The organism is Vibrio scophthalmi (assembly GCF_040869025.1).
Taxonomy (GTDB): domain Bacteria; phylum Pseudomonadota; class Gammaproteobacteria; order Enterobacterales; family Vibrionaceae; genus Vibrio; species Vibrio scophthalmi.
On sequence record NZ_CP134271.1, the window covers coordinates 221,378 to 242,391 of the forward strand.

Consider the following 21,014-nt stretch of genomic DNA (forward strand, 5'->3'; position numbering starts at 1 on the left):
ATGTTTAGACTATCGTACCTAATAGTGATTTTGGTTGGGATTCTACCGCTGATTCCCGGCCTAAGTGGCGTGATACTCTCGTCGTTTAATTACATACCATCGCTAGGTTTTACACAGCCTTCCTGGCTTGGTTACGTGCAATTAGTGACATGGAGTGGTTGGCAACAATCGCTACTAATCAGTCTTTTTAGTGCATTATTCAGCACCTATCTTGCGGCTTTTTTCTGCTTTGCGGTTTTGCAGCAATTGTGGGGACGAAAATATTGGCACAAAGTGGAAACGCTACTCTCCCCGCTGCTTGCAATGCCTCATGTCGCCTTTGCCATTGGTTTCGCATTTTTATTTGCTCCCACAGGTATGTTCGCTCGGGTTGCCAGTCAATGGTTCGATATTACCGCGAACAGCGCTAACACGACTTGGTTGGTCAACGACCCATACGCAGTGGGCTTAACTATAGCGTTAGCACTAAAAGAGATACCTTTTCTACTCCTAATGAGCATTCCTGTGTTGCAACAACTCAATTTACAGCGCAGCCAGCAGGTCGCTTATTCATTAGGCTATTCAACTCAACAAACTTGGTTAAAGTTAATCTTTCCACAATGGTTGGCCAAAATGCGTTTCGCGCTATTTGCAGTCATTGCTTATGGCGTATCCGTGGTTGATCTTGCCTTAATCCTTGGACCAACGAATCCCCCCACTTTAGCAGTGCTGGTTTGGCAATGGTTTAATGACCCCGATCTCGCCTTAATGCCACGCGCGTCTGCCGGCGCAGTTGTGCTATTCCTATTGGCAAGCGGCCTGATGCTGATGGTGATCGGTATTGAAAAGTCACTGACGCAATGGTGGAAAACGTGGCAATTTTCAGGTCGATTCGGTTGGCGATTACCCGGTTTAGCCATTTTTTCCATCTCAGCGCTACTCGCAGCCCTGATTTTTCCACTGCTGTTATTGTGGAGTTTTGCACATCGCTGGCGCTTCCCGGATCTCTTACCGAGTCGCTTTAGCGACCGTTTTTGGCAACTTGAATGGGCCAACATGGCACCGACGTTAACAAACAGCCTAGTTTTAGCGCTCGTCAGCGCGAGCATCGCATTATTACTGGCCCTGATTGCACACGAATACAAAACTCAGCACAATCGTCATATTCCTGATTATGTTATTGCGCTACCGATGCTGCTCCCGCAGTTGTCGCTGCTATTTGGCTTACAAGTTGCGAGTTTATATTTATCCAGCGAACGCTACTTTCTCTGGGTGACATGGTCTCATGTTTTCTTTGCTTTCCCTTTTGTTTATCTGGCGCTTGATGGGCCTTGGAAAAGCTATAATCTCAATCTGTCTAAAACAGCCCTCAGTCTCGGCAAGTCACCACTGCGTGTTTTCATTCAGATCAAACTGCAGTTGCTATTACCAGCGATCTTTTACGCTTGGGCTGTGGGCGCCAGTGTGAGTCTTGCGCAATACCTTCCCACACTGATGCTTGGTGGCGGACGTATCGCCACAATTACCACAGAAGCGGTCGCGCTATCGAGTGGCTTTGATCGCAGAGTGACGGCCATTTATGCTTTGTGGCAAGCTCTCTTACCCTTTGTCTTTTTCTCAATGGCTATTTTGCTTGGTCGCTTAACGCTGCGTCGCAAAATAGGTCAATCCAAGGAATATCGTATTCATGACACTTTCGCTCGAAAACCTCGTCATTTATAAACAAGACGGCCAAGCGCTGTGCTCACCAATTAGCCTGACGATTAGTAACGGCGAAGTTATCGCGCTAATGGGACCAAGCGGCTGTGGCAAATCTACCCTGTTCAACCTTGTTGCCGGCCATTTAAGTGACGAATTTCGCTATCAAGGTACGATGGTATTAAATCAGCAAGAGATTGACCATCTACCCGCTCATCAACGCGCTATTGGCATTCTATTTCAAGACGACTTATTATTTCCGCACTTAAATGTTTGGCAGAACCTCGCGTTTGCTCTCCCCAATCATGTTCGTAAAACTGAACGCAGAGTCCAAGCTCTCGCCTGTTTACAATCGGTCGATCTCATCGAGCTGGCTAACTCATTTCCCGAACAAATTTCCGGTGGTCAGCGCGCCAGGATCAGTTTGTTGCGCATGTTGCTAGCCAAACCCAAACTTGTTCTCCTCGATGAGCCTTTCAGTAAATTAGACAAAACCTTACGTCTACAATTTCGCGACTGGGTGATGACGCAACTTGCGAACGCTAATATTCCCACCTTGCTTGTCACTCATGATATTGATGACGTGCCAAGTCACGCTCATATTCTGCAATGGCCAAATCCAGTGATTAATAATGACAATATGAGCATTAAGGAATAAACATGCTAGATCGGTTCAGTATCCAAATAATTCGCCAACCGCTGCATTGCGCAGCAAAAAAACTTGATAGTGCCAATATCAAAGCGAATCAAGTCACACTGTTTGGCTTCTTTCTCGGCTGTTTGGCACTACCGGCGTTAATTGAACAACACTATCTTTTGGCGCTGATTTTTATTGTTCTCAATCGAATTTGTGATGGGTTAGATGGTGCATTAGCGCGCATTCAAGGCATTACGGATGCGGGTGGCTTCCTAGATATTAGTCTGGATTTCTTATTTTACTCATTGATTCCATTTGGTTTTGTATTAGCGAACCCAGAACAAAATGCAATTGCTGGTGCGTTCATCATTTTTGCCTTCATTGGCACCGGATCTAGCTTTCTCGCCTTTGCAGTCATGGCGGGCAAAAGAGGGATCGAAAACCCAGTTTATAAACATAAATCACTCTACTATATGAGTGGCCTGACCGAGGGAACTGAAACTATTGCTTGTTTTGTACTGTTCTGTCTATTACCCCAATACTTTGCCATCATCGCCTATGTGTATGGCGCAGCATGTTGGTTTACGACTGCAACACGGATTTACGGGGGTTATCAGGCGCTGAACCAGTAATGCCTAAATATTGGGGATAAGATCCCGTAAATATGTAATTGATGAAAATTAAGTCGCAACTAGGATGGCAAGTATAATTTTTTCAATAAAACTCTCCACTTATTTTTCAATTCAGCTAATTATTACGCAAATTTGTGCGCATCAGCTTGTCGTTAATAACACTCGAGGCTATGCACTTTAAAATATAATTTGTGAGAAGTTTGTGTTAAAAAAAATAATTACCAGAATAGAAAATCGATTTTCTTCTGATGGGAAAATTAAAGAATTTATACTAATAGATAAATACCAGAGTTCGTGTTTAGACTCAACGACATCACTTGTTGACCCAAATTCCACCGCAAACGTCGTGCTAAGTTTGACCACTTATACAACTCGTATAGACCATGTGTTTTTAACGATTGAATCTCTTGGCAATCAGACTGTAAAACCAAATAAAATTGTTTTATGGCTCGATGAAAATGAGTTCAACGAAGAGTCCTTACCCGGAACACTGAAAAAACAGAGAGAAAAAGGATTAGAAATTCGTTACACAGCCAACACGGGATCGTACAAAAAACTATTTCCGGCCATCGAGGCATTCTCTGATACGCACATCATTACCGTTGATGATGATATTTTATACCCATACGACCTTGTCGAACGTCTATTGAATCATCACACAAAGCAACCTTTGGCTATTATTGGTTGCCGAGCTCATAAAATCGTTCGTAATACTGATACTACGCCGAAGCCCTATACAGAATGGCTAAACGAAGTTGATAAGGCCGACAATAATGATGCCTTTCTCACTTCAGGTGGCGGTACTCTTTTCCCACATACTATTGATCGAAAAGCATTTTTAAATAAAGACTTAGCATTAAAATTATGCCCTAATGCTGACGATATATGGATCAATTATTTAGCAAAAGCGTCAAATATCGAGATCAATAAAATGCCACTCAATACTGCGTATAGAAACAAGTTTCACTTTCTTTCAGGTGATACGCCTGAGTTAAAGCATATCAATGTATTAGGCGGAAAAAACGAACGCTGCCTGAGTGATATGCAAAAAGAATTTGGCTTCCATTTATAATGAAAAAGCCCCTTTCGGGGCTTTAACTATTTAGAGAACACTAAACACTTCAATGAGGCTTGCTCATTGATGTCAGCAAACTCGGGTGGATTATCAAGGCGTTCAATAAACTTCAGCTCTGGCGCTTCTTGTTGCATACCATCGATAAGAAAGCTGCAATCCACCGCTGGTGAGTTAACACAGGCCAGCACTTGACCACTCTCCGTCAGCAAATCTGGTAAACGGCGCAAAATCTTCTGATAATCTTTGGTCAGCGCAAAACTGCCTTTTTGAAATGATGGTGGGTCAATAATGATCATATCGTAAGGGCCCGCTTTCTTTATCTTACCCCACGATTTAAAAATATCATGGCCTAGAAAACGTACCTGATTGATATTGTGATCATTCAATTTATGGTTGTCGCGACCTTTGTTCAAAGAGGAACGCGCCATATCCACGTTAACCACTTGGTCTGCACCTCCCGCAATTGCCGCAAGTGAAAAACCACAAGTATAAGCAAACAAATTGAGAACATTGGCATGCTTCGCATGCGCTTTGACCCAATCTCGGCCTAAACGCATGTCTAAGAACAAACCAAAGTTTTGGTTGCGACCAATATCAAGTTGGTATTTTAAACCAGACTCAACCACCACTGGGCGAGAATCAAAATCACCAAGCAACACTTCTGATGGCGCGCCATCGCTATAGCGATGTTGCAACAAAATGGTACGACCTTGTTTCTCTTGCCATGTCTGTGTTTGGCTTAATTGCACTAGACGTTGCTTTAACTGCTCTAAAAATGAGTCATCGACTGGCTTAAACAGATTTACAATCAATTGACCTTGTAGCCAATCACACGTTAACTGCTCTAGTCCCTGCCAACATTGACCTCGGCCATGGAACAAACGGCGCACTTCATCTGGTGCAACATTGAGCTGCGCTTCCACATGATCAAAAAAAGTCGCTAATTGATTAATTTGCATAATACTTCTTATTTCTTAATTACTGGCCAATTGAGCTGCCAAGGAGATAACCACTGTTCGATCCCCGCCTGTACCGACGAGTTCAACCATTTACTGCCCAGTTGAGGATAGTCACGCGGATCACAAATGAAATCAAACGACTCACCCAAATATTCAAAACGCAGCGCAAACGCATGCAAATAGCCACGATCAGCGTCACTGGCAACGTTATAAATTGGATCGCCAACAATAGCAGAGCCAACCGATTTCAGTGCGACGCGGATCTGGTGGGTTTTGCCGGTGTGAGGTTTACATAGAAACAGTCGCTCACCGTCCTCGCCTGCCAATGAGAAAAACTGCGTTACTGCAGGATTTTCTAAGCTATTCAGTAGCATCCATGATGAACGGCGTGAGCGAGCCATATCACCACGAACCAAGCCCTGTTTCTTTTTCGGTTTTTTACTGCCAATCGCAAGGTAGAACTTGCCCACTTGACGTTGCGCAAACAGCGACGACAACACACTCGCAGCCTGACTGTGTCTCGCAAGGATCAACAAGCCCGACGTCATTTTATCTAAGCGGTGGACCAGAAAAAGCTGGTTGTCGCCTGATTGTTTGGCCACTTCCTGCAATAACATGGTGTCGCCATCATCTTTATGGACGGAAACATCAGGATGCTTATTGATGATGAGAAAATCAGAATGGTTAAAGAGGATATCAAACATGAAAAAGGCTCCATTTGGGAGCCGAGAGTATATACACTCCTCTGCGCCATATAAAGGCTTGAGGAGTGTTGAGTAACGTTTAACTTTAAATCAAACGCTGGTGCGACAAGCAGGCGTGATTAAGCAATTCGAAACTTACCCACCAGCGCCTCAAGTTGCGACACCTTCTGATTCAATCCAGCCACATTGGTTGAACTGCTGTTGGCCAGTTCCAATGAATGAGCCGAAATATCACTAATAGAGGTAATGTCCGCGGCTATTTCACGTGTCACCGCCGTTTGCTCTTCCGCTGCTGTTGCGATGGAATTGATCATGCTTTGTACATGGCTCGCACCTGCCACAATCTCTTCCAAGGCATTGACGGCACCTTCGCTCTGACTCACGCCAATTTCAACCAAACGGCAGTTGTCTTCAGTAAAGGTCACCGCTTCTTGCGTTCCTGCTTGTATAGATTGAATGATACCGGCCACCTCTTTGGTCGCATTCGTCGTTCGCTCCGCCAATGCTCGCACTTCATCTGCAACCACAGCAAAACCACGACCAAACTCACCTGCACGCGCCGCTTCAATCGCCGCATTCAATGCGAGTAAGTTGGTTTGCTCGGCGATATCTTCAATCACTTTGATCACCGAACCTATCTTTTCACCATGGCTGCCGAGTTGGTTCATCTGCGTCGACATGTCACTCATTTGCTGGCTAACTTGTTGAATACTTGCCACCATGTCACGAATAACATCTCGGCCACCTTCAGCCGTTTCTTCCGAACGTTTCGACTCTTCAAATGTCGCACTGCCTTGCTGCGCCACCTCGGCAATTGTTAGGCTCAATTCTTCCGCCGCCGTCGCGATTAAACCCGCTTTATCGGCCTGAGCAGAAGCGCCATTCACTGCATCTTGGCTAATCGATTCCAGCTCTGTAGTGACCAACTTAACTTCATTAGATACGGTAGAGATAGAGCCGATCAGCGTGACTAATGAACCCTGCATTCGGTTGATTGATACCGCAAGGTTGGCTAGTTCATCGCCGGAGTTATCGACGATCGCTTCTGCAGTAAGATCGCCTTCAGCAACTGCTTGAGCAACTTCTTCTAGTTTGCTTAATCGAGTGGTAATCGAATTTGATAGAACATACGCAATGACACAGGTGAGCAATAGTGCAATCGAAGATAGTACTACAATAGTGTATTCAATTTGGGTAAATGACTCGCTTAAGCCCGCCAACGCTCCATCTGTATCAGCGATTTCACCAGTCGCAACAGTATCTAAGATATTTTCTATTGGAATCAATGAATTTTGATAGTATTGATTCAGCAGAACCAACATATCTTCAAGGGAATAGCTTCCTTTGAGCATCGGAATGATATTGGCTTCAAACTGCTGACTAAATTGCGCCATTAGGCGCTCAATCTCAGTGATACGTTGTAGATCTTCTACCTTGCCCGCTTCTAGTTGTTTCAGCAAAGCGACAACGTCAGCGAACTGCTGTTTGCTCGAGTAATATGGGGATAGGCCATTTTCAACTACCGTAATCGCAGCGGTCGCATCACGGTAAACATCTCCTGCTTCATCAATCATAATCAAATAATTGACGACTTCTGGTACATCATCCAGGCGGATTTCATCGGCAACAGCATGTGATGACAATACCTCTTTCCAAATTAAACTAACCATCAAAATCAATACTGCTAGGATTATGCCAAACCCTACATATAGTTTCTTTCTTACTGACAATGCCAAAATACACCTTCCTAGTGGTAATAAAACGCTTTTCAATCTCACGTGCTTAACACGATTTACCGATTATCATATTGTTATCGTCTAATGGTCAGACTTCTTTATTAGTAATTGGCTCAATATAAAAAAGCCTCCTGAATAAGGAGGCTTTATGCGAGTTAAATCACAGCGTTACCATTACAAAATGGAAAAAAGGAACACAGCCATAATCGCAACTGGACAGACAATACGCACATACCAAGGCCAAATCTTCCAAAATAGTCCTTGAGCGATCTCTGGGTTTCCTTCTTTTAGTTCATTAAGTAATTTGTTGCGATTCCAAATCCACCCGACCACAATCGCCCAAATAACACCAAGTAACGGCTGCATGTAGACAGTCGAAATATCCGCTACCAAACCAAACAGTGAACCAAAGTTAAGTGCGATAACAATACTCAGCACTAAGATCGCACCACCAATTGCCCAAGTTGCTTTACCCCGTGTCATATTCAGTTCATCTTGAGCACAAGAAACTGGCACTTCAAGCAATGAAATAGAAGAGGTCAACGCCGCTATCACCATCAAGACAAAAAAGCCCGTGCCGACAATAAAACCCATACTTCCCATGGTATCGAACATGGCAGGTAAGACAGCAAAAACAAGGTCACCTGAGCTCATCAGTTCACCGGCTGCATTAAAAATTTCCACCCCATTATTCTTGGCCACAAACATCGCAGGAAGAATCAATAAGCCGGCACTAAATGCTACAGCGGTATCAATCGCAGCAACTTGCGCTGCCGTTTTAGGGATGTTCACATCTTTCTTAAGGTATGAACCGTACACCATCATCGACCCAACACCCAATGACAGCGAAAAGAACGCTTGTCCCATCGAATCAACAAGTAAACTCGGAGTGACATGTGAAATATCCGGGATCAAATACATTTTAAGCCCGTCAATCGCTCCATCTTGCGTCAGGATATAGATAATCATCACACCAAATAGCACGAAGAGCATCGGCATTAAACGAGTTGACCATTTTTCAATACCATCAGCGACCCCTTTTTGCACCACGTAGATGGTTAAAAGAGAGAACAAAACAGTAAGAATGACATTGCGTGCATCGCCAAAGTTCACCAACCAATCAGCGGCACTTTGTAAACCGACAATCTCTAATACCGGTGCTGCGGCAAACCCCATTAACCAACCAGCAAGAATGGAATAGAAGCTCAAAATCATTGATGCGGCAATCATGGCTATTACGCCAAAAAAGCTCGCAGCCGCACGATTTTTGGTCCAAACGCTACGTAGTGAAGCGATCGGATTAGACTGGCCGTAGCGACCAATAGTAAGTTCAGCCACTAGCATTGGAAATGCGAGTAGAAACACCATCGCTAAATAGATGACTAAAAATGCCGCGCCGCCATTGCTCGCAGCTTTCGTTGGGAATCCCCATACATTGCCAAGACCAACAGCAGAACCTGCCGCCGCCATAATGAAACCTAATTTCGTAGAGAAATGGCCTCTTGAATTACTTGCCATAATTGTTTACCGCTTTTTGTTGTGTGTGCATTGTTGTGTGTCATCGCAGGCGTCAAACAGGGTGGTGTAAATCAATGTTTACACTTCGTTAAAAATTTAGTGTCGCACGATGTATGGCAAGTAAAACAGTTTGAGAATAAAATTGAAACCCCGATAGGGATATTTACCACTCAGCACACAATTATCAGCCTTCATTTGCTGTCTTTTTGACCAGGTTTAACATTTTATAACAATTCACTCCAACTCATTACACGTATCGCCTATTTGTTAAGCGGTTTGTGCTCCACCCTAGTTTCTGACCATTAATTACCTAATTTCGTTCGGCTTTTATTGTTATAGCTCGCAAAATCGGCCAAGATTGAAGCAATCATCCTTATCTAGGAATCTCGATGGAACAGTTCTATCACTACGTCACGCTTGCAGGTATCGTGTTGTATTGGATTTTGGTGGCCGGTGTCACTTTGCGAGTAGTCCTCAAGCGCCGCGCTGTCAGCGTTTCACTTGCTTGGTTGATGGTGATTTACATCATCCCAATTGTTGGTGTGCTCTGCTATTTCTTATTTGGTGAACTCAACCTCGGCCGTAAACGGGCCGATCGTGCTCGAGAAATGCTGTCTCCTTTCGTGGAATGGTTCTCTAAATTAAGTCACTGCCAAGCACACTCAACAGAAAACTTCGGTCGACATATTTCTCGCATTGATGAGCTATGTAATAACCGTCTTGGCCTACCCGCCCTCAGCGGCAATGAATTGTCTTTGCAAAGTTCACCACAAGAGATCATGCGTTCGGTGATTGACGACATCAATCAAGCCACAACAAGCATCCGAATGGTCTTTTATATATGGCACCCAGGAGGAATGGCAGATGAAGTCGCTAACGCTTTAATTGCTGCTGCCCGTCGTGGTGTTGAGATCAAACTGTTACTTGATTCAGCGGGTAGCCCACGTTTTTTCCGTAGCGAGTGGCTGGCAAAGATGGAACAAGCGGGTATTCACGTCGTACAAGCACTCGCTGTGAGCCCTTGGCGGATTTTCCTGCGTCGTCTAGATTTACGCCAACATCGCAAGATCATCGTGATTGATGAGAAAGTCGCTTATACCGGTTCGATGAACATGGTCGATCCCGCCTTCTTTAAACAGAATTCTGGTGTAGGTCAGTGGATTGACATCATGGTACGAGTGACAGGGCCAACGGTAAATGTGCTTTCTGCTATCCATAGTTGGGATTGGGAGGTCGAAACGGGCGAGCGTAGTTTTCCACTTATGCCTGAATGTGATGTTGACAAGAGTAGCTCAGAACACCCCATTCAAGTCGTACCATCAGGTCCTGGCATGCCTGAATACTTAATTTATCAAGTATTGACGTTGGCAATCAACCAAGCCAATGATTCGGTTCGCATCACGACACCGTATTTTGTTCCAAGCTCTGATTTACTCGAAACATTAAAAATGACGGCGCAGCGAGGCGTTAACGTTGAGTTAATCATTCCCCATAAGAATGATTCACTGATGGTGCAATGGGCATCAAGAGCTTTCTACAGTGAGCTAATGGAAGCGGGTGTAAAAATCTATGAATTTGATGGCGGTCTGTTGCATACCAAATCGGTCGTGATCGACGAGCAGTTTTGCTTAGTCGGCACGGTGAATATGGATATGCGTAGCTTATGGCTCAATTTCGAAGTGACCCTCGCAATTGATGATCAAGAATTCACGCAGAAAATGCATCAACTTCAGGCGGGCTATATTGCGCAGTCCCATACAGTCTCCTTAGACGAGTGGCGACAGCGCTCAATCTATTTCCGCTTCTTGGAGCGCACCTTCTATCTATTTAATCCGTTACTGTGATTTAATTTCATCATCCCAGACCGAGCTATGCTCGGTCTTTTTTTGCCTATTCAGCATGATAATGCCGACTACCCTTGCTTTGTCGTTATGAGCATGTTTTAAATATACCCAGTAAATAATCCCACGATTTAGGACAAGGACTGCTTATGTCAGAAGGAAAAAAAACCACATTCATCACCGCTGGTCGCGATAAAAAATGGACCAACGGTGTCGTTAATCCCCCAGTTCAACGCGCGTCAACGGTTGTATTTGATACCGTTGCCGAGAAAAATCACGCCATCCTTAATCGAGCAAAGAAAACCCTGTTCTATGGTCGTCGTGGTACCAATACTCACTTTGCGCTGCAAGATGCTATGATTGAAGTCGAAGGCGGCGCGGGTTGTGCTCTCTACCCCTGCGGCACCGCTGCGATTTCCAATGCCATACTTGCTTTTGTCGAAACGGGCGATCACATCTTGATGGTCGATACCTGTTATGAACCGACGCGTGATTTCTGCGACAAGATCATGAAGAAAATGGGCATTGAAACCACCTACTTCGACCCAACGATTGGCGAAGAGATACGCGAACTCATTCAACCAAATACGAAAGTGCTGTTTTTAGAGTCTCCCGGCTCTATCACTATGGAAGTGCAAGACGTGCCGACACTGGCCCGCATTGCTCATGAACAAGAGATTGTGGTCATGCTCGATAATACTTGGGCGGCGGGGGTTAACTTTTCCCCATTTGATTTTGGTGTAGACATCTCCATTCAAGCTGCCACCAAATATATTGTCGGCCATTCAGATGTGATGTTAGGCACCGCGGTCGCCAATGAAAAACACTGGGATCAACTGCGCGAACAGAGCTACTTGATGGGTCAATGCGTATCCGCTGACGATGCCTACTTAGGCTTGCGAGGTATTCGAACCTTAGATGTGCGCTTGCGTCAGCATGCTGAAAACAGTTTAAAAGTCGCTCAATGGTTACAAACTCGTCCTGAAGTCGACCATGTACGTCACCCCGCTCTTACAACCTGCCCAGGGCATGAATTTTTCCAACGAGATTTTACCGGCGGCAATGGCTTATTTTCTGTGGTATTAAAAAGCAGCTACCCTAAAGCAACTACTGCATTACTCGACGGTATGAAACACTTTAGTATGGGGTATTCATGGGGGGGGTATGAGAGTCTTATACTAGCCAATGAACCGAAGAGCTTTAATAGTTTACGCACTGTCGCGCATCCAAACTTTACCGGCACCTTAGTTCGACTGCATATTGGGCTGGAAGATGTTGACGATCTCATCGCCGACCTAGAGCAAGGTTTCGCTCGTTACAACGCACTCATATTAGAAAAAGAGACGTCTTATTAAACTGCTCATCCGTTGTTTTAACCGATAACTTGGTTAAAAAAGCCCGTGTATAAACCGCGGGCTTTCTCATTCGCACCAAATGATGGGATATGTCCTCAGTGCGTGATTGTGTTACAAATGCGCCTTTTTGGGACAGGTTTGCAGATGATCATCAACCATCCCCGTCGCTTGCAGAAAAGCGTAGCAAATCGTTTCGCCAACAAACTTAAAGCCGCGTTTTTTAAGAAATTGACTCATCGCCTTAGACTCAGCACTCGAGGTCGGCACCTCTGACATCGTCTTCCAGTGATTAATGATCGGTTTATGCTCGACAAATTGCCATAATGCATTTGAGAGTGAACCATATTCTTCAACCAGTCGAAGTGCAGCTTGTGCATTACTAAATACAGACCTAATTTTTCCACGATGTTTGACCACATCAAACTGGGTAATGATCTCTTCCGTTCTCGCCTCAATTTGTTCGGCACTATAGCGGCTCAATTTGGTCAAATCATACTCTTCAAACGCTTGCCGGTAACCCTCTCGTTTTTTGAGAATAGTGATCCAACTAAGTCCCGCTTGCGCGCCTTCTAGAGTAATAAACTCGAACAGTGTATTGTCGTCATACACTGGTACACCCCATTCGGCATCATGATATGCCTGCTCTAACGGATGTTTTAGCGCCCAAGCGCAAGTTTCTTGTTCCATCATCGATTCTTATTATGTTGCGGCCTTCACCGACTCAGATATCCCTTCAGCTTAACTCGGAATAGCAACACGGTGGAAGAGCCTATAAAGCACCGGAACCACAATCAACGTGAGCACGGTAGCAAAACCCAAACCAAACATAATTGTTACCGCCATCGGCTTGAAAAAAATGTCCGGCAGCAATGGCACCATGCCCAAAATGGTCGTGATGGCCGCCATACATACCGGTCGAACACGACTTAACGCCGCGTCAACAACCGCGATATAAGCCTCTTTGCCTGATTGGATCTCAATGTTGATTTGATCTAATAGCACAATACCGTTTTTCAGCACCATGCCAGATAAGCTCAAGAAACCAAGTAATGCCATAAAACCAAACGGTGTATTGAGTGCCAGCAGACCAACCGTCACCCCTATTATCGCTAACGGTACCGTACACCACACAATCAGAGGTTCCTTAACCGTGTTAAACAAAAACACCGTAATCAAGAACATAAATAAGTAACCCATCGGCATAGTTGTAAATAGTGATGCTTGAGCTTCACCTGAAGATTCATATTCTCCGCCCCACTCAAGGCTATAACCCGGCGGTAATTCAATCGCTTCAATCAATGGCTGAATTCGTTTTTGCAGTGTCGCAGCAGTCTCTTCACCCAGCAAATCAGGATCGGCCATAATGGTCAGCATACGTTTACGATTCTTACGCACAATGATTGGGTCTTCCCAACGCAAATCATAGCCTAAGGTGACTTGCTGCAGTGGAATGTATTCACTCAGCGCAGGACTCCAAATTTTCATCCCTTCGATATTGCGAATGTCGACCCGCTCATCTTCCGGTAACCGTGCAACAATCGGCATCAAGGTCGTACCATCACGATAAATACCAACAGATTTACCGGAGAAAGACATCGCCAGAAAATCATCCACATCGGATTTAGTGATGCCGTAACGTCGCGCTTGGCTTTCGTTAAACAAAGGCTCTAAGATCTTGGTTCTTTCACGCCAGTCGTGGCGAATATTGGTCGCTCCCGCATCCGCGCGCATGATCTCTTCCACTTGCGCACCAATTGAGCGTAATACCGTTGGATCGGAACCGATAATGCGGGCTTCGATTTTTGCGCCACCACCAGGGCCAAGTTCAATTTGCTTTAGCTTGTAATTTACTTCTGGGAAACCATTTTCTAAGTGTTCTCGGAACTGACTCATCAAGTCAGCGAGGATTTCATAGTTCTCCACTCGCGTGGTTATTTCACCATAAGCGGCATAGCTTTTTTCCGGAGCATAAGTCAGCATAAAACGTTGTAAGCCCTTGCCTGCTGTCGTGGTAACGTGACTCACCCCCTCTTGGTTAACCAACCACTCTTCCATCGCTTTTAGCTTGGTATTGGTGGCGCGAATATCCGTCCCCTCGGGCAACCAAACATCCGTTTGGAATATCGGCGTTGTTGAAGAAGGAAAGAAGGATTGCTTGACATGCGTAAAGCCATAAATGCTACCCGCTAGACCCATTAATAAAACCACAATGGTGAGCCAAGCTCGTTTCATACAGAACTCTAAAAAGTTCTTGTAAACGACAAAAATGACCCCATTGTACGGGTCACTTTCTTCATCGCCTTGCGGCGTTTTCATACCTCTAAAGAACAAATCAGCAAAAAATGGCGTTAAGGAAATGGCGGTGAACCAACTCAACATCAAAGAGATCAATAACACCGTAAATAAAGTGCCACAATATTCACCCGTTGAGTCCTCCGAGAGGCCGATTGGGGCAAACGCTGTCACCGCGATCACTGTCGCACCGAGCAATGGCCACTTGGTTTGCGTGACAATATCGGTTGCAGCTTGTAGTCTTGTCCTCCCTCGCTGGGTACCAATTAAGATCCCTTCCACCACCACGATGGCATTATCCACCAGCATCCCAAGCGCAATCACTAATGCACCTAAAGAAATACGTTGTAAATCGATTTGGAAATACTTCATAAAAATGAAGGTCCCCAGAACCGTCAGCAGTAAGATCAAACCAATCAGCAAACCTGATCGCAGTCCCATAAAGAACAACAGCACAATGATCACAATCGCAACGGCTTGCCCCAAACTCACCACAAAGCCTTGTACCGATTTATCAACTTCTTTCGGTTGGCTGTAGATTTCAGAAATCCCCACCCCGACTGGTTGTTGATACTTCAGCTCCGCCAGTCTGCGATCAAACCGCTCGCCAACTTCGACGACGTTGACACCTTGAGCAAAAGAGACCCCAACATTGAGCGCTAATCGACCATTAAATGTAATAATATTGCTCGGAACTTCAATATACCCGCGGGTGATATCCGCGACATCGCGTAAATAAATCAACCCTTGCGCACCACTTTCGGTAATGATCAAATCGCCAAGTTGGTCGACATTTTCAAACTCGCCAGTGGGATGAATACGGATATACTCATCGCTGATCCGCACCGCTCCCGCTGAAGAGACGATGTTTTGAGTGGAAAGTAAGTCGAAGACGGTATTGGGGGCAAGACCAAGACTGCTCAAACGTTTCATCGATATTTCAATAAAGACTTGTTCTTGCTGCTCGCCTGAGACTGAGACCTTGCTGACACCATCAATCAATTCCAGTTCTCGCCGCAAATAGTCAACATAGTCCAACAGCTCTTTATAGCTATATCCTTCACCAGTGACCGCAAGCAAAATACCGTACACATCGCCAAAGTCATCAATCACTTGAGGATCATTCACCCCCGGAGGTAATGTCCCTTTTAGATCGTTAACTTTGCGACGTAATTCATCCCAAATTTGCGGCAGATCATCAGGCCCATAGTTGTTTTTCATCGTCACGGTAATTTGTGATAAGCCACGACTTGAGATGGAGTTAATTTCATCGACATACGTCAGTTGTTGAATCGCTTTCTCTAGCGGATAGGTCACCTCTTCTTCCACTTGCTGCGGTGTTGCCCCCGGATAAGAGGTCACCACCATGGCATCTTTGATGGTGAAAGCAGGATCTTCTAAGCGGCCTAAACCGAAAAATGAAGCCACGCCACCAATTAAGAAAATTAGGGCAATCATCCAGCTAATCACACGATTTCGAATAAAGTAAGCCGCTACGCCTGTGATTTCACTATCATCTTGCGGTGTGTTTGAGGTATTACTCATTATCAGCCTCCTTGCTAATGACCTCGACTTTCATACCATCTCGAAGCTTCGCTACGCCTGCTACCACCACTCTTTGCTTAGCTTGCAATCCAGCCAGCACTTGAATCGTTTTCTGACTCGCTTTTCCTACCGTTATTTTTTGCTTAGTCACCGTACTGTCGTCGTTTAACACCCAGACGAACTTGTTACTTGGTGCCAAATCATCACCATCAGCGTTAAAGATCGCTTCAATCGGAATTTGAACTCCACGCTTTAAGTCCAAGCCAACTTGTTCACTCATAGAGGTCACTTCAACTGCCATGCCATCCAAGATATATTCATCTTCGGGCATTGGCAGTGAAAGCGTAACATTGAATGTGCCTGTCTTTGGATCTGGCTCAGTGGTGAATTCTTTGATGGTGGCGTGATATTCTTTACCACTTTGTACTTTGACGATGGCGTCTATACGCGCCAAATTATCTTGCTGTGGCTGATTAACATAGATGCGGTCTGGTAGTTGAATCAAAACCTCCACATCATCAAGACTGTGAATATTGACGATTTGCTGCCCCACTTGCACATTTTCAAACTGATCGACTGACACGCGCGATATGATGCCATCCACTGGAGCTTTTAATTGTGTAAAGGACAAACGTAGCTGTGCTAGTTGCAATTCAGCCCACGCAATTTGGCGCTGTGCAGCAATTTCATCAAATTGTGACTTAGCCAGCAGCCCCTTATCAACTAATGGCTTTGAGCGACGATACTGGCTGTTGATTACCGAATAGCGCGCAGAGGCATTATCCACATCAAGTTGAAAATCGGTCGGTTCAAGTTGGGCAATCATCGCGCCTTGCTCAACTTTGTCGCCTTCTTTAACGTAGAGCTTGTTGATTTCACCAGAGACACGAAAACTCAAATGAGAGCGCTCGGCGGCATTTGCCACAGCGGGAAAATAGAGGCTGTCTCCTTGAGAGGCGCTATCAATCGTGACCACCGTAACCTTAGGCAAACCAAAATCGGCGTACTCCACTTTTTCCCCACAGCCAACCATGGCAAGTACGACGGTTATTGTGGATAAAATCACTGTAGTTTTCATTTTATAATCCCCGTTCTTTCACCCACTCACGAACTTTGATGCCCGCTTGAATACCACTAACGCCGGAAATCACAATTTGATCGCCATCTTCTAAGCCCGAAACAACTTGTTGACGGTCATTAAGTTCTACCGAGACTTTCTCAACAATCCCATCGGCTTTTACACGCCATACGCAGGTATTGCCGTTCTCTTGAAATAACGCAGACGCGGGAATACGAGTTGCGGTCGATGAAGCGGCAACCACCTGAACCGCCCCTGACATGCCGGGTAAAATGCCAACATTGGCCGGGCGCTCCATCACCATAGTGACTTTATATGAACCCGTTTTAGGATCGGCCTCAGTATCTATTTCTTGAAACGTAAGCGGGTACTGACTATCAGGAAACGCATCAAATATCATATTTGCTTCAGGATCAGCACCGCTTGAAAAACGGTTGAGGAGATGATCGGGCAGTTGGAAGAATACCTTGATCAATTGATTGGTTTGAATATTCATCACCCCTTGTTTCGCGGCAATGTACTCGTAGTTTTCACCGGGGATCAGTGAGATAGTGCCATGATAAGGCGCAATTAACTGGGTGTATCTGAGGTTCGCTTTCGCTTGATCTAAAGTGGCACGCGCTGAGTTGCGATTGGCTTTGGCTTGATCAAAATCTTGCTCGGAGACCACTTTATTCTGGCGCAGTTTTCTGTAGCGCTGATACTGCACATCTGCTAAACGAAACTGCGCTTGAGCTTGCTGAGCAAGCAGTTCATATTCATCTGGATTTAGTGAAGCAAGTACATCACCTTTTGCCACCGCCTGACCTGCAACCACATCAATCATTTGCAGTTGGCCGGGTACCCTAAAGGCCAATACCGCCCTATCGCCCGCTTCTGACGTAGCAGGAAAAGTGCGTACAAAGGCCGAATTACCAACAGTAACAGAAAAGAGTTTTGCGGGACGCGAGTCGGGTTCAGGAACGGGGGGGAGATCTTTACCGCAGCCATAAAGCATGATAGCCATGGCGAGTAGAAGACAGGTCTTGTGCATAATCAATCATCCCTAATGCTGGCTAACAAATTGCTGGCAAACAAAGCCTTAAACCAAAGATAGATGACCGTTGCATACTCTGCCACTTTGCGTGGCACTTTTCCCATGGATGATTCATTAATAAAATGAACAGTTTGAGAGGTGATGAACACCCCTCAACGCTGTCAATCACTTGCGCTATAACCGTTTTCTGTGGTGATTATAACTTGCTAAACTCTCGGTTAACTTTAAACGTATCAGACGTCACGTAGGCTTCTATACCACGCACTTTACCCTCCAACTGTTCAAAGTCTTTCTCCAGTGTGTTAAGTAGCTGCTCCGGAGATTGACCTGCTTGCCACGGCTTATTTTTCAGCTTGTGCTCTTGCTGACTCTTCAAGCTCTCAACATAATTATCAGGCTGCTTTTCCAGCATAAAGCTAAGCGCGACATAGGCCAATAGCACTAAGAAAGAGCCTCCCAGCAAAGCGGCTGAAATGAATAAAATCCTCACCAACCATACTTCTGCACCGATATAGTGAGCAAGACCTGCACACACACCGCTCAATTTACCATTGCGCGTGTCGCGATAAAGTTCTTTACTCATAACGGCGCCTCCACGTTGGCGACTCCGCATCTAAAATGCGTTCAAGAGTGTCGACGCGTTTTTGCATCGATTCTGCACGCTCTGACAACTTTTCTAAACGCTGGTAATCTTCTTGCGATAAACCACTGCTGGTTTTTCGCTTACTGCGATAATGGAGAATCAGCCATATTGGAGCCACAAAGATCATAAAAACGACCAGTGGTAATGCGATCCAAAACGAAGACATAAGTCACTCCTAAATTAGTCATTAGGCAGGCTGTTAACCTGCCATCTAGTTATTTTCCGTCTAGCAAAGTAGCAAATGCGCTGATTACTTTTTCTCTTCCATTTGCTGTTTAAGTTTCGCCAGCTCTTGTTCGATTTCGTCTTGCGCTTGCAGTTCTGCAAACTCTTGATCAAGCGATTTACCTTGGCCGGTTTTCGCGTAAATATCCGCTTCGGCTTCTAACTCATCGATTTTACGTGAATATTGATCAAACTTTGCCATCGCCTCATGAGTACGAGCGGTATGCAAATGACGCTGAACATCACGGCGGTTTGAAGCCGTTTGACTGCGAATAGCCAACGCTTGTTGCTTAGCGCGTGTTTCGGTAATTTTACTTTCTAGTTTACCGATTTCGCCCGTCAATTTATTAATGGTCTCTTCCACCAGCGTTTGCTCTGTGTGCAAACCTTTCAAAACGTCTTGCAGTTTTTGCTTTTCAATCAATGCAGCACGAGCCAAGTCGTCGCGTTGTTTTGTCAGTGCCAACGTGGCTTTTTGTTGCCAATCTTGCACTTGATCATCAATCGCTTCTACTTTGCGTGCTAACTCTTTCTTATCCGCAATCGCTTTAGCAGAATTAGTACGAACCTCAACTAACGTGTCTTCCATTTCTTGAATGATGAGGCGGATCATTTTTTCTGGATCTTCCGCTTTGTCTAAAAGCGAACTGATGTTTGAATTTACGATGTCGGCAAAACGAGAGAAAATACCCATGAATGACTCCTTATCAATGTTCATATCTGCGTAGCTTACTTACCATTACCTATATCAAATCGCATGCCAACTTTAATTAAAAGCAAAAACAAACACTTACAAAAACTCGTCGTAAACAAGACTTGTATGCATGACAATTTTAACCAACTATAGGTAAAATTTACCAATCGGCTTACTGACTCTTAAACAGGACTGGTAAATCCATTGGTTGCTCCACTACGCTAGCTTTAGGTGAACTATGAATCAGAACCTCATCGGCGAGTCCCCTGCTTTTCTCGCTGTCCTTGATAAAGTATCAAAACTTGCCGCAATTGAGCGTCCTGTTCTTATCATTGGTGAACGAGGCACCGGCAAAGAATTAATTGCCCAACGCCTGCACTACCTATCAAAACGTTGGGATCAGCCTTTAATCTCCCTCAACTGTTCAACACTGAGCGAAGGTTTAATTGATTCGGAACTGTTTGGCCACGAGTCAGGATCATTCACAGGGTCAAAAGGCCGCCATAAAGGTCGCTTTGAGAGAGCAGAAAATGGCACTCTATTTCTTGATGAATTAGCCACTGCACCTTTGTTAGTGCAAGAGAAGCTGTTGCGCGTAATTGAATATGGTCAATATGAACGTGTTGGCGGCCATGAATTACGCAATGCGAATGTACGGTTGGTGTGTGCCACCAACGCTGATCTACCAGCGATGGCCGATCAAGGTAGCTTCCGCCCGGATTTACTTGATCGTCTCGCGTTTGATGTCATCCACCTACCTTCGCTACGTGAACGTCAGGAAGACATTTTGTTGTTGGCGCAGTATTACGCCATCAAGATGTGCCGTGAACTCGGTTTCGACTATTTTGTTGGGTTTAGTGAACAGGCACAACAGAGTCTACTTAACTACCCTTGGCCGGGCAATGTTCGCGAACTTAAGAACGTCGTTGAACGAGCGATTTATCAACATGGCGAATCCGAGTTTATGATTGACACATTGGTGTTTGATCCCTTTCAGCGGCCAAATGAAACCGAAACCAACAAAGAGACTGTCACGCAAACGAGCGACACCGCAGCCCCAATCGGTTTTCAATTTCCTCTCGATTACAAAGCGTGGCAAGAGCAGCAAGATCAACAACTACTCAATGCCGCACTTGAACAAAGCAAGTTCAATCAACGCAAAGCGGCCGAACTATTAGGCCTTAGCTACCATCAATTACGTGGCATGGTAAGAAAGTACGACCTAACACGCGAAGATTAGCGGCCAAACATCGATTAGACAGGAGTTCCATCGAGGGGGCTTCTATATTGACGGTATCGGTATAAACTAATAACAGTCGAGTTGATTGATCAAATCAGGTTGAAAAACCGTTTGTCATCAACAATTA

The 21,014-nt window shown here is 45.0% G+C and carries 18 protein-coding genes; 7 read left to right on the forward strand and 11 right to left on the reverse strand.

From position 1 onward, the window contains the following. The 4 genes from RJD38_RS00900 to RJD38_RS00915 all read left to right on the forward strand — a co-directional run bounded on the left by RJD38_RS00900 (position 1) and on the right by RJD38_RS00915 (position 4,018). A complete protein-coding gene (locus RJD38_RS00900; protein ID WP_065430569.1) occupies positions 1 to 1,701 on the forward strand; it encodes an ABC transporter permease in 1,701 nt (566 codons plus the stop codon). Further along, entirely contained in the window at positions 1,667 to 2,335 is a 669-nt protein-coding gene (locus RJD38_RS00905; protein WP_065430570.1) for an ATP-binding cassette domain-containing protein, read from the forward strand. The genes RJD38_RS00900 and RJD38_RS00905 overlap by 35 nt, the downstream gene beginning before the upstream one ends. A gap of 2 nt (positions 2,336 to 2,337) precedes the next feature. Then, complete coding sequence (locus tag RJD38_RS00910) at positions 2,338 to 2,946, forward strand: CDP-alcohol phosphatidyltransferase family protein (RefSeq protein ID WP_065430571.1); 609 nt, start codon at positions 2,338 to 2,340, stop codon at positions 2,944 to 2,946. A 202-nt stretch (positions 2,947 to 3,148) separates the two neighbouring features. Continuing rightward, positions 3,149 to 4,018 carry a glycosyltransferase gene (locus RJD38_RS00915; RefSeq protein WP_231893153.1) on the forward strand — a complete coding sequence of 290 codons (870 nt, stop codon included), beginning with the start codon at positions 3,149 to 3,151 and terminating at the stop codon, positions 4,016 to 4,018. Between the two features lie 26 nt (positions 4,019 to 4,044). Here the strand turns inward: RJD38_RS00915 and RJD38_RS00920 are convergent, their stop codons facing one another. The 4 genes from RJD38_RS00920 to RJD38_RS00935 all read right to left on the reverse strand — a co-directional run bounded on the left by RJD38_RS00920 (position 4,045) and on the right by RJD38_RS00935 (position 8,938). Beyond that, positions 4,045 to 4,980 carry a class I SAM-dependent methyltransferase gene (locus RJD38_RS00920; protein WP_065430572.1) on the reverse strand — a complete coding sequence of 312 codons (936 nt, stop codon included), beginning with the start codon at positions 4,978 to 4,980 and terminating at the stop codon, positions 4,045 to 4,047. 8 nt (positions 4,981 to 4,988) lie between these two features. Further along, a complete protein-coding gene (locus RJD38_RS00925; RefSeq protein WP_005599625.1) occupies positions 4,989 to 5,684 on the reverse strand; it encodes a TIGR01621 family pseudouridine synthase in 696 nt (231 codons plus the stop codon). Between the two features lie 119 nt (positions 5,685 to 5,803). After that, positions 5,804 to 7,420 carry a methyl-accepting chemotaxis protein gene (locus RJD38_RS00930; RefSeq protein WP_065430573.1) on the reverse strand — a complete coding sequence of 539 codons (1,617 nt, stop codon included), beginning with the start codon at positions 7,418 to 7,420 and terminating at the stop codon, positions 5,804 to 5,806. A gap of 174 nt (positions 7,421 to 7,594) precedes the next feature. After that, positions 7,595 to 8,938 carry a sodium-dependent transporter gene (locus tag RJD38_RS00935; RefSeq protein ID WP_065430574.1) on the reverse strand — a complete coding sequence of 448 codons (1,344 nt, stop codon included), beginning with the start codon at positions 8,936 to 8,938 and terminating at the stop codon, positions 7,595 to 7,597. A 389-nt stretch (positions 8,939 to 9,327) separates the two neighbouring features. Here RJD38_RS00935 and cls point away from each other — a divergent pair, with 389 nt between their 5' ends. Further along, positions 9,328 to 10,782 (forward strand): cardiolipin synthase, encoded by a 1,455-nt coding sequence (cls, locus tag RJD38_RS00940; RefSeq protein ID WP_005599621.1) that lies wholly within the window; start codon positions 9,328 to 9,330, stop codon positions 10,780 to 10,782. 146 nt (positions 10,783 to 10,928) lie between these two features. Then, positions 10,929 to 12,134, forward strand: a complete 1,206-nt coding sequence (locus tag RJD38_RS00945; protein ID WP_065545193.1) for a cystathionine beta-lyase — start codon at positions 10,929 to 10,931, stop codon at positions 12,132 to 12,134. Positions 12,135 to 12,245: 111 nt separating this feature from the next. Here the strand turns inward: RJD38_RS00945 and RJD38_RS00950 are convergent, their stop codons facing one another. The 7 genes from RJD38_RS00950 to pspA form a co-directional block, all read right to left on the reverse strand. Then, positions 12,246 to 12,821, reverse strand: coding sequence for a DNA-3-methyladenine glycosylase I (locus RJD38_RS00950; protein WP_065430575.1), 576 nt, complete (start codon positions 12,819 to 12,821; stop codon positions 12,246 to 12,248). Positions 12,822 to 12,872: 51 nt separating this feature from the next. Next, positions 12,873 to 15,971 (reverse strand): efflux RND transporter permease subunit, encoded by a 3,099-nt coding sequence (locus tag RJD38_RS00955; protein WP_065430576.1) that lies wholly within the window; start codon positions 15,969 to 15,971, stop codon positions 12,873 to 12,875. Then, positions 15,964 to 17,049, reverse strand: coding sequence for an efflux RND transporter periplasmic adaptor subunit (locus RJD38_RS00960; RefSeq protein WP_065430577.1), 1,086 nt, complete (start codon positions 17,047 to 17,049; stop codon positions 15,964 to 15,966). Before RJD38_RS00960 ends, RJD38_RS00955 begins: the two co-directional genes overlap by 8 nt. Position 17,050: 1 nt before the next feature. Next, complete coding sequence (locus tag RJD38_RS00965) at positions 17,051 to 18,082, reverse strand: efflux RND transporter periplasmic adaptor subunit (protein WP_009384875.1); 1,032 nt, start codon at positions 18,080 to 18,082, stop codon at positions 17,051 to 17,053. Positions 18,083 to 18,281: 199 nt separating this feature from the next. Next, positions 18,282 to 18,698 carry an envelope stress response membrane protein PspC gene (gene pspC, locus RJD38_RS00970; protein ID WP_197497783.1) on the reverse strand — a complete coding sequence of 139 codons (417 nt, stop codon included), beginning with the start codon at positions 18,696 to 18,698 and terminating at the stop codon, positions 18,282 to 18,284. Next, complete coding sequence (gene pspB, locus RJD38_RS00975; RefSeq protein WP_005599608.1) at positions 18,661 to 18,894, reverse strand: envelope stress response membrane protein PspB; 234 nt, start codon at positions 18,892 to 18,894, stop codon at positions 18,661 to 18,663. The genes pspC and pspB overlap by 38 nt, the downstream gene beginning before the upstream one ends. A gap of 84 nt (positions 18,895 to 18,978) precedes the next feature. Further along, a complete protein-coding gene (gene pspA / locus RJD38_RS00980; RefSeq protein WP_009384874.1) occupies positions 18,979 to 19,647 on the reverse strand; it encodes a phage shock protein PspA in 669 nt (222 codons plus the stop codon). Between the two features lie 238 nt (positions 19,648 to 19,885). Between pspA and pspF the strand changes: the two genes are divergently transcribed. Continuing rightward, complete coding sequence (gene pspF / locus RJD38_RS00985; protein ID WP_005599604.1) at positions 19,886 to 20,887, forward strand: phage shock protein operon transcriptional activator; 1,002 nt, start codon at positions 19,886 to 19,888, stop codon at positions 20,885 to 20,887. Positions 20,888 to 21,014: the final 127 nt, after the last annotated feature.

What these genes read in the sequence shown, in the direction of transcription:
- RJD38_RS00950 (WP_065430575.1), bottom strand. Translation starts at nt 12,821, where the DNA reads ATGGAACAAGAAACTTGCGCTTGGGCGCTAAAACATCCGTTAGAGCAG.
- cls (WP_005599621.1), top strand. Translation starts at nt 9,328, where the DNA reads ATGGAACAGTTCTATCACTACGTCACGCTTGCAGGTATCGTGTTGTAT.
- RJD38_RS00925 (WP_005599625.1), bottom strand. Translation starts at nt 5,684, where the DNA reads ATGTTTGATATCCTCTTTAACCATTCTGATTTTCTCATCATCAATAAG.
- pspA (WP_009384874.1), bottom strand. Translation starts at nt 19,647, where the DNA reads ATGGGTATTTTCTCTCGTTTTGCCGACATCGTAAATTCAAACATCAGT.
- RJD38_RS00900 (WP_065430569.1), top strand. Translation starts at nt 1, where the DNA reads ATGTTTAGACTATCGTACCTAATAGTGATTTTGGTTGGGATTCTACCG.
- RJD38_RS00905 (WP_065430570.1), top strand. Translation starts at nt 1,667, where the DNA reads ATGACACTTTCGCTCGAAAACCTCGTCATTTATAAACAAGACGGCCAA.
- RJD38_RS00945 (WP_065545193.1), top strand. Translation starts at nt 10,929, where the DNA reads ATGTCAGAAGGAAAAAAAACCACATTCATCACCGCTGGTCGCGATAAA.
- RJD38_RS00920 (WP_065430572.1), bottom strand. Translation starts at nt 4,980, where the DNA reads ATGCAAATTAATCAATTAGCGACTTTTTTTGATCATGTGGAAGCGCAG.
- RJD38_RS00935 (WP_065430574.1), bottom strand. Translation starts at nt 8,938, where the DNA reads ATGGCAAGTAATTCAAGAGGCCATTTCTCTACGAAATTAGGTTTCATT.
- pspF (WP_005599604.1), top strand. Translation starts at nt 19,886, where the DNA reads ATGAATCAGAACCTCATCGGCGAGTCCCCTGCTTTTCTCGCTGTCCTT.
- RJD38_RS00955 (WP_065430576.1), bottom strand. Translation starts at nt 15,971, where the DNA reads ATGAGTAATACCTCAAACACACCGCAAGATGATAGTGAAATCACAGGC.
- RJD38_RS00960 (WP_065430577.1), bottom strand. Translation starts at nt 17,049, where the DNA reads ATGAAAACTACAGTGATTTTATCCACAATAACCGTCGTACTTGCCATG.
- pspB (WP_005599608.1), bottom strand. Translation starts at nt 18,894, where the DNA reads ATGTCTTCGTTTTGGATCGCATTACCACTGGTCGTTTTTATGATCTTT.
- RJD38_RS00965 (WP_009384875.1), bottom strand. Translation starts at nt 18,082, where the DNA reads ATGCACAAGACCTGTCTTCTACTCGCCATGGCTATCATGCTTTATGGC.
- RJD38_RS00910 (WP_065430571.1), top strand. Translation starts at nt 2,338, where the DNA reads ATGCTAGATCGGTTCAGTATCCAAATAATTCGCCAACCGCTGCATTGC.
- pspC (WP_197497783.1), bottom strand. Translation starts at nt 18,698, where the DNA reads ATGCGGAGTCGCCAACGTGGAGGCGCCGTTATGAGTAAAGAACTTTAT.